The organism is Cellulomonas sp. S1-8, assembly GCF_026184235.1.
In the GTDB taxonomy this organism is placed as follows: Bacteria; Actinomycetota; Actinomycetes; order Actinomycetales; family Cellulomonadaceae; genus Cellulomonas.
Genome location: NZ_CP110806.1, coordinates 3,546,019 through 3,562,128, shown reverse-complemented (window position 1 = coordinate 3,562,128; position 16,110 = coordinate 3,546,019). Strand labels below are relative to the sequence as shown.

Annotated in this window: 7 protein-coding genes; 4 read left to right on the top strand and 3 right to left on the bottom strand. The window is 74.2% G+C overall.

The genetic code is table 11. From position 1 onward, the window contains the following. Positions 1-27: 27 nt before the first annotated feature. Complete coding sequence (locus OKX07_RS16065) at positions 28-1,581, bottom strand: phage tail sheath family protein (RefSeq protein ID WP_265628996.1); 1,554 nt, start codon at positions 1,579-1,581, stop codon at positions 28-30. Between the two features lie 186 nt (positions 1,582-1,767). On the opposite strand from OKX07_RS16065, the gene OKX07_RS16060 reads away from it, so the two are divergent. Together OKX07_RS16060 and OKX07_RS16055 are read left to right on the top strand one after the other, a co-directional pair. After that, the gene (locus tag OKX07_RS16060) at positions 1,768-3,768 is read left to right on the top strand and encodes an AAA family ATPase (protein WP_265628995.1); all 2,001 of its coding nucleotides are present in this window, start codon (positions 1,768-1,770) and stop codon (positions 3,766-3,768) included. A gap of 604 nt (positions 3,769-4,372) precedes the next feature. Next, positions 4,373-7,963 carry an eCIS core domain-containing protein gene (locus OKX07_RS16055; protein ID WP_265628994.1) on the top strand — a complete coding sequence of 1,197 codons (3,591 nt, stop codon included), beginning with the start codon at positions 4,373-4,375 and terminating at the stop codon, positions 7,961-7,963. Positions 7,964-8,015: 52 nt separating this feature from the next. Here the strand turns inward: OKX07_RS16055 and OKX07_RS16050 are convergent, their stop codons facing one another. Beyond that, entirely contained in the window at positions 8,016-8,579 is a 564-nt protein-coding gene (locus OKX07_RS16050) for a DUF4255 domain-containing protein (protein WP_265628993.1), read from the bottom strand. A gap of 190 nt (positions 8,580-8,769) precedes the next feature. On the opposite strand from OKX07_RS16050, the gene OKX07_RS16045 reads away from it, so the two are divergent. Beyond that, positions 8,770-10,122, top strand: a complete 1,353-nt coding sequence (locus OKX07_RS16045) for an NlpC/P60 family protein (protein WP_265628992.1) — start codon at positions 8,770-8,772, stop codon at positions 10,120-10,122. A 157-nt stretch (positions 10,123-10,279) separates the two neighbouring features. After that, a complete protein-coding gene (locus OKX07_RS16040) occupies positions 10,280-15,175 on the top strand; it encodes a beta strand repeat-containing protein (protein WP_265628991.1) in 4,896 nt (1,631 codons plus the stop codon). A gap of 105 nt (positions 15,176-15,280) precedes the next feature. On the opposite strand, the gene OKX07_RS16035 is transcribed toward OKX07_RS16040, so the two are convergent. Then, positions 15,281-15,988 carry a helix-turn-helix transcriptional regulator gene (locus OKX07_RS16035; protein ID WP_265628990.1) on the bottom strand — a complete coding sequence of 236 codons (708 nt, stop codon included), beginning with the start codon at positions 15,986-15,988 and terminating at the stop codon, positions 15,281-15,283. Positions 15,989-16,110 lie beyond the last annotated feature (122 nt).

Below are 16,110 nucleotides of genomic sequence, written 5' to 3'. Positions count from 1 at the left end.
GCGTCGTCCTCTCTGAAGAAGGTCAGGTCACTCGGCGACTGCGCCGCCGGTCGGCAGCTGGCTGATGCGGAACACCACGAACTCGGCGGGCTTGACCGGCGCGATGCCGACCTCGATGACGACGTACCCGGCGTCGACCTGGTCCGGGGGGTTCGTCTCGGCGTCGCACTTGACGTAGTACGCCTCCGCCGGCGTGTTGCCGAAGAGCGCGCCGTCGCGCCACAGCCCCAGCAGGAACGCACCCACGGAGCGCTCGATGCGCTGCCACAGCTTGGGGTCGTTCGGCTCGAACACCGACCACTGCGTCCCGAGCAGGATCGAGGACTCGATGTAGTTGAACAGCCGGCGCACGTTGACGTACCGCCACTGCGCGTCGGAGGACAGCGTGCGGCCGCCCCACACGACGATGCCGCGGCCCGGGAACGCGCGGATCGCGTTGATGCCGGCGGGGTTCAGGTCGTCGTGCTCGCGACGCGTCAGGGCGTACTCGACGTCCAGCGCACCGAGGACGACCTCGTTCGCGGGGGCCTTGTGCACGCCACGGGTGTCGTCGTTGCGGCTCCACACACCGGCCAGCGCGCCGCTGGGCGGGAAGAGCCGCGCACGGCCCAGGACCGGGTCCCACATCGACAGCCACGGGAAGTACGTGACGGCGAACGCGGACGAGAACGCCATCTTCTCGGTGACCCACTCGTGCACCTGCTGGGCGTTCAGGCCGCGCGGGGTGTCGAGGATCGCCATGCGGTCCTTGCGGGCCTCGCAGTGGGAGATCATCGCCGACTGCACGGCCTTGAAGCCGTCGGCGTCGATCTGCCCCTCCTCGTAGGCGGCCGCGAGGTCCGGCACGCAGACGATCGTCACGTCGTCCAGGACGTCGAGCCCGGCGATGCCGGAGCGGGCCGTCACGTCGCCCAGGTAGTCGTTGGGGGTCACGCGGGCCGGCAGCGCCGCACCGCCGGTGAGCGCGACCTGCCCCGACGCGGGGACGCGCTCGGCGACGGACGACGAGCCGACCTCGGTGAGGCGCACGAGCCGCGACTCCGCGACCGCGGTGAGGATGTTCGCCGCACCCTTGCGGCTGGTGACGTTCTCGAACCGCTCGACGTCCTCGCCGCGGCGCACCACGAGCGTGTACGCCTCGTCCGGGGGCGCCTCGCCCTCGCCCTCGACGGCGACCTTCGGCTCGACGGCCACGGTGATCGCGTCGCCGCCCGAGCCCGCGTCGAGGGCCTCGACCCGGTACACGGCGTGCCCGGCGCGCACCGAGCTGGTCAGCTCGGCGGTGGCGCGCTGCCCCTCGTCGGACCCGATGGCCCCGACGCGCACGACGTACGCGGCGCCGCCGCCGTTGTCGAAGAACTGGTGGACCGCGTACGGCAGGTTCGCGCCCTGGACGAACGACCCGAAGGTCCGCAGGAACTGCGACCAGTTGACGACCTTCACCGCCTGGTCGTACGGGCCGTCGGCGGTGACGCCGACGAACGCCGCGACCGCGGTACCGACACCCTGGATGGGTCGCGGGCCCGACGCCACCTCCTGCACGTACACACCGGGCGACCGGATGCTGCTCAGCGTGGCCATGGCTCGTCCCCCTCCTTCGTCGGCGCGGCGCGGACCCGACGATCCGCACCACGCACCAGCGTTCGCCGGGCGGTGGTGCAGGACCAGTGCCGCGTGGGCGCCGGTTGGGGACGTCCGTGCTGCACCTAGAGGCAGGGGTGCGGCGGGGGTCGCGTCGGGCCCTGCGGCCCGGGGTACGACGGGTGCATGGACGCGCCGGCGTGGGAGCGGTTCGCGGACGTCGTGCTGGCCGCCGACGCCGCCGTCTGCCGTGTCGTCCAGGGCGTGCCGCCGCGGGACTTCGCCGGGATGTACGTCGGCGACGACGAGATCGACGCGCTGCTCGCGACGCTGCCGGGCCTCGACGGGCCGGTGCCGGCGCAGGTCGCACCGCTGCGCGCGCGCCTCGACCCGTACGTCGCGGAGGTCCGCGCGGCGTTGCACGCGTGGGCGCGGACCGGGGACGACGAGCTCGCGCGCGCGTGCCGGTACGCGGGCGCGCGGGGCGTCGCAGCCGAGGTGCTGGCCGTGCTCCTGGCCGTGGACCTGCACCCGCAGCGCCAGCGGCTCGTCGCGTACGTGCAGGACAGCGTGCAGCTGCCGCGCCCCACGCTGGCGTGGGTCGCCCGCGTGCTGGGCGACGACGCGGTGCACGCGCTCGCGCCGCGCGGGCCGCTGGTGCGCGCGGGCCTGGCCGTCGTCGTCGGCGACGGGGCGTGGGGGACGCGCATGTGCGGCGTCGCGCCGCGCGTCGCGTGGGCGGCGCGCGGCGACGACACCCTCGACCCCGACGTGCCGGCGGGGACCCGGCTGCTGACGGCCGACGCGGGACGGACCGCGGCCGGTGCGCGGACGCGGCGCCGCCCACCCGAGGACCAGCCGCCCGGCGCGGGCGGGCTGCTCCTCGTGCACGGCGCCGACCCCGAGAGCCGCCGGCAGGCCGCCGCCGCCGCGCTGCCCGGCACCGACCTGCTCGTCGCCCCGCTGCCGGCGTCGCCCGAGGCCTGGGCGGCGCTGGTGCGCGAGGCGACGCTGCGGTGCGCGGCGGTCGTCGTCGAGGTCGACGGCCGGCTGGCCCACGACGACACCGAGCACCTCGACCGCAGCCCCCACCTGGCCCTCGTCCTGGCCTCCGCGCGCGAGCTGCCGCTGGACTGCCTGCCCGCGCGGCCGTGGCGCGAGGTCCACGTGCGCGACGGTGAGGCCGACGACGGCGACTGGCGGCGGCGCACGGGCAGCCCCGCCCCGGCGGGCGTGCGGCTCAGCCGCGAGCAGCTGCGGCTGGCGTCGGGGGCGGGGACGGGCGCGGGCACCGGCGCGGCGGGCCGGGCCGACGGCGTCGCCGCGGGCGTCCGACGCCTCGCGGGCGGTCACCTCGACGGGGTCGCGTCCCGCGTCCACGCCCGCCGCGGCTGGGACGACCTGGTGCTGCCCGTGACACCGACCGGGCAGCTGCGCGACCTCGTCGCGCGGTACCGGCAGCGGCGCACCGTGTTCGGCACGTGGGGGTTCCCCGCGGTGCCGTCGTCGGGTGTCGTCGCGCTGTTCGCGGGGCCGTCGGGGACGGGCAAGACGCTCGCGGCGGAGGTCGTGGCCGCCGACCTGGGGGTCGACCTGTACAAGGTCGACCTGTCGGCGGTCGTCAGCAAGTACATCGGGGAGACGGAGAAGAACCTCGAGCGGGTGTTCACCGCGGCCGCCTCGGGCGACATGGTGCTGTTCTTCGACGAGGCCGACGCGCTGTTCGGCAAGCGCACCGACGTCTCCAGCTCGCACGACCGGTACGCCAACATCGAGGTCGCCTACCTGCTGCAGCGGCTCGAGGTGTTCGACGGGCTGGTGATCCTGGCGACCAACCTGCAGGGCAACATCGACGACGCGTTCTGGCGTCGCATCGCGGTGTCCGTGACGTTCACGCCGCCGGACGAGGTGGAGCGGCGGCGCATCTGGCAGCGCGTGTTCCCGGCGGCCGCACCCGTCGAGGACGTCGACCTCGACGTCCTCGCGCGCCGGTTCAAGGTCACCGGCGGGGTGATCCGCAACGCGGCGCTCGGTGCGGCGTTCGCGGCGGCCGACGAGGGCGGCGCCATCACGATGGGTCGCGTCGTGCGGGCGCTGCAGCGCGAGCTCGTCAAGCTCGGCCACCTGTCCGTGATCGATCCCGCCGACGAGCCCGCGGGCCTGCCGGCCGTGCGGATCGGGGGCTGACACGGAACGGGCCGCCGCCACCGAGCGCGGGAGCGCTGCGACGCCGGGTGCGCGCGCGTCCGGCGGGACGGGGACGTCCGGCCGGTCGGGCGCGACCGCGTCACGCGCCACGGCCGGCGGGCGGACGTCCGCGCGGGCGACGACCCGCCCGGGAGGTGCGGGTGGCGCGGACGGAGGAGGTCGCGCGGGCGGGACGGTGGTGTCGAACGCTGCGGTCACCCGTGCGGCGCGTCAGGTCGGCGCGTCGCGTCCGGAGCGCGTGTCGCGGGTCGGGGTGGCGTCGGCGACGTTGACGGTGAGCCATCCGCACGACCCGGCGGAGCGGGAGGCGGAGGCGTTCGGTGCGCGGATCGCGCACGAGCGTGCTCCGTCTCCGGGGTCCGTGGAGCGCGCGTCGGAGGCCGGGCCGGCTCGCCCTCTCGCCACCGGGGGTGGGGTGGGGCTGGATCGCCCTCTCGCCACCAGGGGTGGGCGTGCGGCCGCCCCTGCGGGCGCGAGAGGTCGATCCAGCCCTGCCGGGGCGGCGCGCGCGGGCTCAGCGACCCCCGCCCCCACCCCCCTGGGCGCGAGAGGTCCTTCCAGCCCTGGGTCGGGCGGGGGCGGGGTGGCGCGCGACGGGGACGCCGGGTCGACGGCGTCGCAGGTGGCGGCCGGTGGTGAGGTGCCGGTCTCGGAGGCGACGCGGTCGCTGATCGCGAGCCCGGGCGGCGGGGTGCCGATCCCGGAGGCGGTGCGCGCGCGCATCGAGCCGCACCTGGGGGCGGACCTGTCGGGGGTGCAGGTGCACACCGGGCCGCCCGCCGCGGCCGCTGCGGGCGAGCTGCAGGCGCGCGCGTTCACGGTGGGCGCGCACATCTTCCTGGGCGAGGGGCAGTCCGTCGGCGACCTGGAGCTCATGGGTCACGAGGCCACGCACGTCGTGCAGCAGGTCGCGCTGGACACCTGGCGCGACACCGCGCGGGCGTCCGTCGCGCGCGACTTCGAGGCCTCGGACCTGCTGCCCGACTTCATCATCGACGGCGTGACCTCCGCCGTGCAGGCGATCCCCGGCTACTCGCTCGTCGGGATGATCACCGGCAAGGACCCCCTGACCGACGAGCCCGTGCGCCCGCCCGACCTCGAGCTGGTCGAGAAGATCCTCACCTGGGGGCCGTTCGGCGCGGCCGTCGGTCCGGTGCTGCAGGGCGTCGAGATCCTCGCGGACATCGTCGCCTACCTGCGCGAACGCATGGTCGCGCACAACCTCACGTGGGACCGGATCAGCACCGACATCGGCAACGCCTGGGACGAGATGGGCGTCACCGAGGGCATCAGCGGCAACGTCGCCATCCTCGAGCGCTACGTCGACGCGTTCCTCGCCGACGTGCGCGCGCTCGTCGAGGAGGTCAAGGACGCCGTCATCGCGCAGGTCCGCCTGGTCATCGCGAAGATCGCCGAGCCGCTGCTCCAGACCCCCGAGATCGCGCCGCTGTGGAACCTCGCCGTCAAGGTCTTCGGCCACAACCCGCTGACGGGCGAGTCCGTGGACGTGCCGACCGTCGAGATCCTCGCGGACTTCCTGCGGCTCATCGGCAAGGGCGCGGTCGTCGACCAGATGAACGAGCGCGGCACCCTGAAGGAGACCGCGGACTGGCTCGACACGATGATGGGCCGGTTCCTCGCCCTGGTGGGCCAGGCCGGTGCGCTGTTCGCCGACGCGTGGGACGCGATCAGCCCGTCGAACCTGCCGCGCCTGCTCGACACCCTGCCCGCACTCGCCGACCGCGCGTTCGCGCTGGTCAGCGACGTGGGCGCGTTCGCGTGGGACGTCGTCGCGCAGGTCCTGGTCCTGGTCAAGAAGTCGCTGCTGGAGTGGCTGAGCGAGCACGCGCACGAGATCCCGGGCTTCCACCTGCTGACCGTCATCATCGAGAAGAACCCGTTCACCGACGCCCGCGTCCCGCGCACGGGCGAGAACCTCATCCGCGGCTTCATCACCCTGCTGCCCGGCGGCGCCGCGATGTACGACCAGCTCGCCGAGTCCGGCGCCATCGCCCAGGCGGGCGGGCGGATCGACGGTGCCGTCGAGAGCCTCGGCATCTCCTGGGACCTCATCACCTCGACGTTCAAGGGCGTCTGGGACATCGTCACGCTGGAGAAGCTGCTCTCGCCGATCGACACGTTCAACGAGATCACCGCGAAGTTCGGTGAGCCGCTGGGGCGCATCTTCGAGTTCATCTCGATCGTCGTGCAGGTCGTCATCGAGCTGATCCTGCGGATGATGAACTTCCCGCCCGAGCTGGTGGGCAACGTCGTGGCGAACGCGGTCTCCGCGATCGACGACATCGTCAACGACCCCGTCGGGTTCCTGATGAACCTCATCGCGGCGATGAAGGCCGGGTTCTCGTCGTTCTTCGGCAAGATCGGGACCTACCTGCTGAACGGACTGGCGGACTGGCTGTTCCGCGGCCTGAGCAAGATCGGCGTCGAGCGGCCGACCGAGCTGACGCTCGAGGCGGCGATCACGCTGATCGTGCAGATGTCCGGCATCACCATGGAGGTGATCTGGCAGAAGCTCGCCACGCACCTGGGGCAGGAGACCGTCGACCGGATCCGCGGCGCGATCGAGATGGCCGGGGAGGCGTTCGCGTTCGTCAAGGAGGTCCAGGAGGGCGGGTTCTCCGCCATCTGGGCGCGGCTGACCGAGAAGCTGTCGATGCTGTGGGACACGTTGTTCGACATGGTCAAGGACTGGATCATGACGGAGATCGTCGACGCCGCGATCGCCAAGGTCCTGTCGATGCTGGACCCCACCGGGATCATGGCGGTCATCAACGGCGCTATCGCGTTCTTCCGGGCCGTGCAGTCGGTGCTGGACTACGTGCGCGAGCTGCTCGAGATCGTCGACTCCTACGTCTCGACGATCGGGGCGATCGCCAAGGGCGACGTCGGGCCGGGCGCCGCGATGCTCGAGGGCGGGCTCGCCGCGGCGGTGCCGGTCGCGATCGGGTTCCTCGCCAACCAGGTCGGCCTGGGGGACGCGCCGGAGAAGATCGCCGAGTTCATCATCGGGCTGCGCGAGAAGCTGTTCGAGGCGCTGGACTGGCTCATCGAGCAGGCCGTCGCGATGGGGCGGGGGGCGCTGGCGGCGCTCACGGGGACGGGCGACCCCGAGGGTGCGGAGGGCGCCGGGCCCGAGCCCGCGCCCGCGGACTACGAGGAGGTCCCGGTCGACGAGACCGTGCACGCGCCCGACGGCGACCACCACCTGCGCGACGACGGCACCGCCAACGCGCTGGTGCTGCACAGCACGCCCGTGCCCCTGAGCGCCATGGAGCGTGCCGGCGAGCCGCTGGCGCCGCTCCTGGCGGCGTTCGACACCGCGAAGCAGGACTTCGTCGCCGCGCGGACGGCGTGGCGTGCCTGGCTCGACGCCGGACGGCCGAACCCGCGCCCGACGGCGAACCTCGGCGCGACGCGCGCCCGGCTCGTCACCGCGCTGAACGCGCTCGTCACGTACGCCGGCGGCGGACGGCCCGGGTACCCCGGGGCGAGCGCACCGAACATCGGCGACACCGCGAAGCACGGCAACCAGCCGCCGCGCATCCGTGGCCCGGTGCTCTCCTCGGTGCGCAGCGAGGACCCGATCTGGCAGCAGGAGTCCGAGCACGTCCTGCCGTTCGGGACGGGGCGCCAGCTGTGGACCGCGCTGACCGCGTCCGCGCCCGAGCGTGGTGAGTGGCAGGACATGTCGCAGACCACGGTCGTCCTCTACTTCGGTGCCGCCCGCATCAAGACGCCCGCCGACAACGACCTCACGGAGCAGGCGAAGACCGCGGGGTCGGCGGCGGCGGTCCGGTTCGGCGGTGTGCTCGACGTCCTGGTGGGCAATCCCGAGAACTCGGGAGCCCTGGACGAGGCGCTGGATCTCACGGCCATGTTCATGAACGCGCTGCGACCCGCGGCGAACGCGGCGATGAACCGCACGGTCGACGCCATCCGCGAGGAGAACGCCGAGATCGCCGCAGGCTTCCAGGACACCAACGGCGTCCGCCGGGGTCCGGACGGTGCGGCCGAACCCGCCGTGCCGGCGTTCGGCGTCATCGGCGCCGCGGTCGCCACCCAGCTCGGTGAGGTCGAGGACATGGCGGAGACCGCGCTCAGGGGTGTGCTCAAGGAGCTCCTCATCGACCCGACGGCACGCCGACAGGGGTGAGGACGCCCCAGCGGGAGGGTCGTGCGCGGAGCGGTCGTCCTCGACGCCCGCCTCAGCGATCGCCGACCCGCACCTCGCGCCCCTCGACCGGCGGCCCGGCCACGAGCGTCGTCGCGACCGTCAGCGGCGCGATGAGGACGACGTCGAGCGCGGGCTTGAGCTCCCCGCCGAGCGCGTTCCACAGGTCGGGCGCGGAGCGGTCGCCGGACGGGGGGAGCCCGACGGTCAGCGGGACGTGCGCACCGTCGAGCACCCCACCGAGGTGCACCGCGGGGATCGCGTCGAACCGCACGAGGTTCGCCAGCACGAGGCCCAGCAGCGTGTGCTCGTCCTCGGGGCGCTGCGTCCACGCCGTCACCAGGTACGACAGCCGGTACCAGCGCGGCCCCGGGGAGTAGCCGACGACGCGTCCCCGCTCGTCGTGGACGGTGCGGGACTGCACGTCGCGACGGTCGACCTCCTCGCGCAGGTCGTAGAGGAACACGTTGACGACGGGTCCGGTCCGGCGTGCGGCCCAGCTCGACGTCGGCGCGTCGAGGACGACCTCGGCGGGCTGACCGCGCAACGCCTCGGCCTGCAGCAGCGCGACGAGCGCGTCGTCGGCGTCCGAGATCATGCGCCACCCCCTCGTCGGGCCCGTCGTCGGGCCATCGTCCCGCCGGACCGCACCGCGCGGGCCGGCACCGGCGTCCGCCTGCCCCAACGGGCACGGAGTGTGAAGGGTTGTTGCCGGACAGCGGCAACAACCCTTCACGCTTGTCCTGGTTCATCCTGTTCTTGGCGGCTGCCGCGGCCTACCGTGAGGTATGGCCGTGCTGTCGGCGCAGGAGATCTACCGGTACGCGCGCCTGGCGGGGTTCGGCCCCGACCAGGCGCAGACGATGACCGCGATCGCCCTGGCCGAGTCTGGGGGGAACACCGGCGCGCACAACCCCGTCGGTGAGGACTCGCGCGGCCTCTGGCAGATCAACGTGGCCGCGCACCAGGACCTCGCGGGCGTCGACCTGTCGGACCCGCTGGAGAACGCGCGGGCCGCGTACCGGGTGTCGGGGCAGGGCGACAACATCTCGCCGTGGACCGTCACGCACGGTGGCGGCGACGCGCGCTACCTGCAGTTCCGGGACGAGGCGCAGACGGCCGCACAGCTCGCGGGCGACCCCGCCGGCGGCGTGTGGTCCGGGACGGACGGCTACGGGCACGTCGTCGGGGCGGGCGGCGGGGGCGACCCGCTGGCGGAGGTCGCGGCCGGCGGGGCCCCGGCCGGGGGCAGCCTGCTGCAAGCCTTCCTCGACGCGGCGACGGCCCAGGCGGGCGACAGCTACGTGTTCGGCGCGACGGCGAGCATCGACGACGCGGACCCGGACACGTTCGACTGCTCCGAGCTGGTGAAGTGGGCGGCGGGACGTCAGGGTGTCGACGTGCCCGACGGGACGTGGCTGCAGTACCTGGACCTCAAGTCCGACGGCGCGACGATGTCCGTCGAGGAGGCGATCAACACCCCCGGCGCACTGCTGTTCTCGTTCCCGTCCGAGCCGCAGCCCGGGCAGGGGCGCCCGTCGAGCGCGCACGTCGCGATCAGCCTGGGCGACGGCCGCACCATCGAGGCCGCGAACCCCCGCAAGGGCGTGATCTTCGGCGAGGCCGAGGGGCGCTTCAACTTCGCCGGGTTCGTCCCGGGGCTGACGGACGGCACGGTCGGCCCTGCCGGTCCCGTGGGCGTCGACCCGGGCCTGGACTCCGACGGCGACGGCATCACCGACGTCCTGGAGCAGCGCCTCGGTCTCGACGCCTACCTCGCGGACACCGACCTCGACGGGTCGTCCGACGGGTACGAGATGCTCGTGCTGGGCACGAAGGCCGAGGCGGCGGACTCCGACGGCGACGGCGTGTCCGACGGGCAGGAGCAGCTGCTGGGTACCGACCCGCTGCGGGCGGACACGGACGGCGACGGCGCGCTCGACGGCGGCGCCGGCGGCCCGGACACCGACGCGGACGGGCTGTCCGACGCGCTCGAGCAGATCATGCGCACCGACCCCTTCGCCGCCGACACGGACCACGACGGCTTCGTCGACGGCGCCGAGCAGTCCGCGGGCTTCGACCCGCTCGACGCGGTGAGCAACCCGCTCGCGTCCGTCGCCGTGGACGACGCCTCTCTCTAGCCCGTCGGCGGAGCACGTCACCCGTCCGCGCCCGTCGTTCACTCCTGAGAACTGGGCGATCGTTCAGGACGTCTGTCCAACATTCCGATGACCTCAGAAGCCCTGAGTCGAGCGCGCCATGCCCTGCGCCGACGTCACGTCCTTCTGAGGAGCGTCCGTGCCCCTGTTCTCCCCGAGGTCTGCGCGCGCGCCCAGGTCCCGCACCACCACCCTGGCGACGCACCGCACCCGTCGCGGCGCAGGCGTCGCGCTCGTCGCGGCGACGGCGCTGGTCGCGTCGGGACTGCCGGCCGTGGCCGCCCCGTTCACCCTGACCTACCCGACGGTCTTCATCTCCCAGCTCGTCTCGGGTGACAGCACGACCACGATGCGCACCATCGTGCAGTCCCGCCTGGCCAACGCCGGTCGCGGCGGCGTCACCATCGCCTCGCTCGGCAGCCGCGCAGGGTTCCTCTACAACGCGGTGGACTACCGCCCGTCGGACAACTACCTGTACGGGGTCGCCTCGAACGGCCAGCTCGTGCGGATCCAGCACGACGGCACGGCGACCCAGCTCGGGACGATCGCGGGCGTGTCCACCGGCCAGTACTCCGGGGCCTTCGGTGCCGCGAACACGCTCTACGTGCGGCCGACGGGGAGCTCGACGTCGATGCGGGCGGTCGACGTGGTCGCCCGGACCTCGACCGCGGTGACGCTCTCGGAAGCGGTCACCATGAACGACTTCACGTTCTGGCAGGGCTACCTGTGGGGCGTGGAGGTCGCTGCCGGTCCTGGGACCATCCCGATCCGGACGCTGAAGCGGATCAGCACGACCGGTCAGGTCACCTCGATCGACGTCACGAACCTGTTCCCGGACACCGACGACTCCACGGGGGGTCTCGGCACGGGCTACGGCGCCGCCTGGGTCTACGGCAACGGCAACCTGGCCTTCAGCTACAACAACACGGGCAACATCACGCAGCTCCGGGTGACGAACCCGAGCGCGACGCTGCCCACCGCGGCGCTGGTCTCGACCATCGCCGGTCCGCCCACCAGCCAGAACGACGGCGCGACGTCGCCGTCCAGCCCGACGGACCTCACGGTCGACGTGACGTCCCCGGCGCCGGCAGCGCCGAGCGCGCCCATCACCTGGACCGTCGTGGTCACGAACTCCGGTGACGCGGGGTCCTCCGGGGCGACGTTCAACTTCCCGGTCCCGACGGGCGTGGGTCTCACCGACGCCGGCCTCGACACCGGCTGCACGCTCACGTCCGGTGTCGTGCAGTGCGTCGTCGGGCAGCTCGCGCCCGCGGCGAGCGACACGTACACCTTCACCGGCACCGCACCGGCGTCCCAGCCCGTCTCGACGAGCTCGACCGTCACCATCATCGGCAACGAGCAGGACCTCGACGACAACACGGACACGCTCGTCGTCGCGCCGCAGGCCCAGGCCCTCACGACGACGGGTGTCGGCACCGCGGTGCAGCAGCACGCGGTCACCGTCCCCACGGGCGGCACGCTGAAGCTCCTGGTCGGCTCGACGCCGGTCGACAGCCTCGTGGTCGCCGACGTCGGCACCTACGCCGTCTCCGGCACGAACCTCACGTTCACACCGGAGCTCGGGTTCGTGGGCCAGGCCCCCGCGGCTTCGTTCCGCGTCACGCTCGGTGCCGAGACGGGCACCGGCACCTACGTCGCCACCGTCACCCGGCCCGCAGCGCCCGCGCCGGGCGACCTGCTCACCTCCGGCTCGTCGCCGGCCACCCAGACGGCGACGGTCACGATCCCGCCGTCGGGCTCCGTCCGGCTGCTCGACGGCAGCGGCAACCCCACCACGACCCTCACGGTCACCGGCGGCTCCTACGCCCTGGCGACCGCCACGGGCGTCATCACCTTCACCCCCGACCCGCTGTTCGTCGGTGAGGCCCCCGCCGCGCCGTTCCGCGTCACCGACGCGTACGGCCAGACGGGGCAGGCCCGGTACGTCCCGACGGTCACCGCACCCGCGGGTCCGTCCGCCTCCCCGTACACCTCCACCGGTGTGGGGACCACGGTCCAGCATCCGGCCACGACGGTGCCGATCCCGGTCGGCGGCTCGGTCCGCCTCGTGTCGGGCGGCGCAGCGGTCACCTCGGTCACCGTCGCCGGCGAGGGCACGTACTCGATCGACACCACGACGGGCCGGCTGTCGTTCGCGCCCGTCCTGGGCTACGAGGGCACCGCCGCGTCGGCGACCTACCGTGTGACGGACGCCTACGGCCAGACCGCCCAGAGCACCTACACCGCCACGGTCACCGCGCCCGACGCACCCGTCGTCACGGACCGCACCAGCACGGGCGTCGGCACGGCGCCGCAGGGCACGACGGTCACCGTCCCGACCCAGGGCGCCATCGTCCTGCTCGGTGGCGAGTCGTCGACCCGCGTCGTCGTCGACGACGAGGGCGTCTACACCCTCGACCCGAGCACGGGCGCGATCACGTTCACGCCGGAGCTCGGCTTCCAGGGCGCCGCCGCGGCGGTGACCTTCGAGGTCACCGACGCGTACGGCCAGCCGTCCGAAGCGACCTACACCCCGACGGTGACGCCGCCGGCGCCGCCCGTGGCCCCCGAGGCCACGTCGACGGGCCCGGCCGTGACGCCGCAGGACCTCACGGTCACCGTCCCCGCCGGTGGCGCCGTCGCGCTGTCGGGCGGTGGCTCGCCGACCAGCGTCGTGGTCGACGACGAGGGCACCTACGAGCTCGACCCGGCGACGGGGACGATCACGTTCACACCCGTCCTGGGCTTCTCGGGCGAGTCCGCCGGCGTCGCGGTCGTCGTGACCGACGCCTACGGCCAGTCGGACACCGGCTCCTGGACGCCGACGGTCACCGCACCGCCCGCGCCGCAGCCGTTGCCGGCGGCGACCGAGGGCGTGGGTACCGCCGCGCAGTCGACGACCGTCACGATCCCGGAGTCGGGCTCGGTGGCGCTCCTCGGCGGCGAGTCGCCGACCCGCGTCGCCGTCGACGGCCAGGGCGTCTACACGCTCGACCCGGCCACCGGCGTCATCACCTTCGCGCCCGAGCTGGGCTTCGAGGGCGACGCGGACGGCGTCACCTACGAGGTGACCGACGCGTACGGCCAGTCGGCGGACGCCGTCTACACCCCGACCGTCGAGGCCCCGCCGGCCCCCGCGCCGACGCCCCTGACGTCGTCCGGCACCGGCGAGGAGCCGCAGGGCCCCACCACGTCGGTGACCGTCCCCGCGGACGGCTCCGTCGGCTTCCTCGACGCCGACGGTGACGTCGTCGCCGCGCTCGTCGTCGACGGCGTGGGCACCTACACCGTCACGCCCGAGGGCGTGGTGACGTTCGCCCCGGAGCTCGGCTTCCAGGGCACCGCGCCGCCGGTGACGGTCCAGGTGACGGACGCCTACGGGCAGACCGGCACCGCGACGTACACCCCGACGGTCACGGCGCCCGCGCCGCCGCAGGTGAGCGACCCGACGTCGTCGGGCCCCGCCGAGCAGACCCAGACCGTCGGCGTGCCCGTCCCCGAGGGCGGCTCGGCAGCCCTCGTGGACGAGGACGGCGACCTGGTCGACACGCTCGTCGTCCCCGGTGAGGGCACCTACGTCCTGGACCCGGCGACGGGCGAGATCGTCTTCACCCCGGAGCGCGGGTACGCCGGTCAGACCGGTGGGGTGACGGTCCGCGTGACGGACGCCTACGGCCAGAGCGACGACGCGCGGTACGCGCCGCTCGTCCTCGCCCCTGCCGGCCCCGCCGCGACCGACGCGACGACGACGGGCGTCGGCACGACGCCGCAGACCACCACCGTCCCGGTCCCGGCCGGCACGACGGTGCGGCTCGTCGACGGTGCGCAGCTCGTCGTCCGGGTGGACGTCGCGGGCGAGGGCGAGTACGTCCTCGACCCGGGCACGGGCGTCATCACCTTCACGCCCGTCCTGGGCTTCGAGGGTGAGGCCGGCGGCGCGACGTTCCGCCTCACCGACGCGTACGGCCAGAGCGACGACGGCACGTACACGCCGACGGTCCTGCCGCCGTCCGCACCGGCGGCGAGCGACCGGACGTCGTCCGGCCCCGCTGCCACACCTCAGAGCACGACGGTCACGGCCCCGGCCGGTGGCTCCGTCACGCTGCTGGACGCCGACGGCGACGCGGTCGGCTCGGTGACCGTGGCCGGTCAGGGCACCTACGTGCTGGACCCCGGCACGGGCGTCGTCACCTTCACCCCGGCCCGGGGGTTCTCCGGGGTCGCGACGCCGGTGACCTTCAGGGTCACGGACGCCTACGGCCAGGCAGCCGAGGCGACCTACACCCCGACCGTCGTCCCGCCCGCCCCGCCGACGGCGACGTCCGCCACCACGACGGGCGTCGGCACCGCGGTGCAGACGACGACGTTCCCGGTCCGCGAGGGTGTGACCATCGCGCTGCGGGGTGCCGGCGGCGCCGCGGTCACGACCGTCACGATCGACGGACAGGGCACCTACGTGCTGGACCCCACGACGGGTGTGGTGACCTTCGCCCCGGTCCTCGGGTTCGCCGGTACGGCCACCCCGGTGACGGTCGTCCTGACCGACGCCTACGGCCAGACCGCGACGGCGACCTCCACCCCGACGGTCGTCCTGCCGGCGCCGCCGACGGCGGCCCCGCAGACGTCGTCGGGCCCGCAGGGCACCGCGCAGCACCCGGCGACGACGGTCGTCGTCCCGCCGGGCGGGTCGGTGACGCTGCTGGACGCGGACGGTCGGGCGACCACGTCGGTCGTGGTCCCCGGGCAGGGCACCTACACGCTGGACCCGGCCACGGGTGCGCTGACGTTCACCCCGGTCGCGGGCTTCTCGGGCACGGCGACGCCGGCCTTCTACCGCGTGACGGACGCGTACGGCCAGACGGTGACGTCGACCTACGCCGCGACGGTCGAGGCGGCCCCGGCCGCCCCGCCCGCGGCGGCGGCAGCGGCGCTCGCCGTGACGGGCACGGAGCCCGGCGCGCTGCTGGCGGGCGTGGCGCTGCTCCTGCTGGCCGGCGCGGCGCTGGTCGCCACGGCGCGACGTCGGCGGGCCTGACGACGGCGCCTCCGGGCGCGTCGGGTCGCAGGCCGGTCATCCCCACGGGGGTGGCCGGCCTGCGGCGTCTGCGGTCCGTCGGTGCGCGACCCGGGTGGGCGTGGGTCAGATGAGGCCGTGACGGACCGCGTACGCCACCGCGTGCGTGCGGTTGCGCAGGCCGAAGCGCCGCGTGAGGTCCTGCACGACGACCTTCACCGTGCGCTCGGAGTACGACAGCCGCCGCGCGATCTCCCGCGTGTCCGCGCCCTCGCCCAGCAGGCGCAGCACGTCGCGCTCGCGGTCGTTGACCCCGGTGAGCGCCAGGACCTGGGCCGTCGCGCGTGACGGCGTCGCGGTGTGCTCCGTGGCGGTGCGCGGCAGGAGCGCGGCGAGCAGGTCGACGGGGACCACGGCCTCGCCGGACGCGACGGCGTGCAGCATCGCCCCCACACCCTCGGGCGAGACCTCGCGACGACGCACCACCCCGACCGCACCGGCCTGCACGACGAGCGCGACGGCCTCGGTGCTCACCTCGCCGACCACCAGCACGGGCCGGCAGCCGGGGTGCGACGCGAGGCGGCGGACCGCGTCGACCGCTCGCGCCGTGACCGTCTCGAGGACGACGACGACGACGTCGGCCTGCGCCAGGTCGGCGGGTTGCTCGACGTCGACGTGCTCGACCTGCACGTCGACGAGCGCGTCCATGACCGACCGCAGGCCGGCTCGCGTCAGCGCGTCGCCCCCCTGGACGGCGACGCGCAGCCGCAGGGCGATCCCCGCGGTGCGGACGGACTCGAGCGGACGCAGCGGGTGCACGGTCGCGGTGGTCATGGCCGCAGCGTCGCGGGAGCTGCTCAACGAGCCCTCCACAGCCGCTCAACACCCGCTCAACACCCCCGACTTCACCCACCCCACCGCCCCCACCCCGCCGACCGGAACCTGGCTCACCGTCG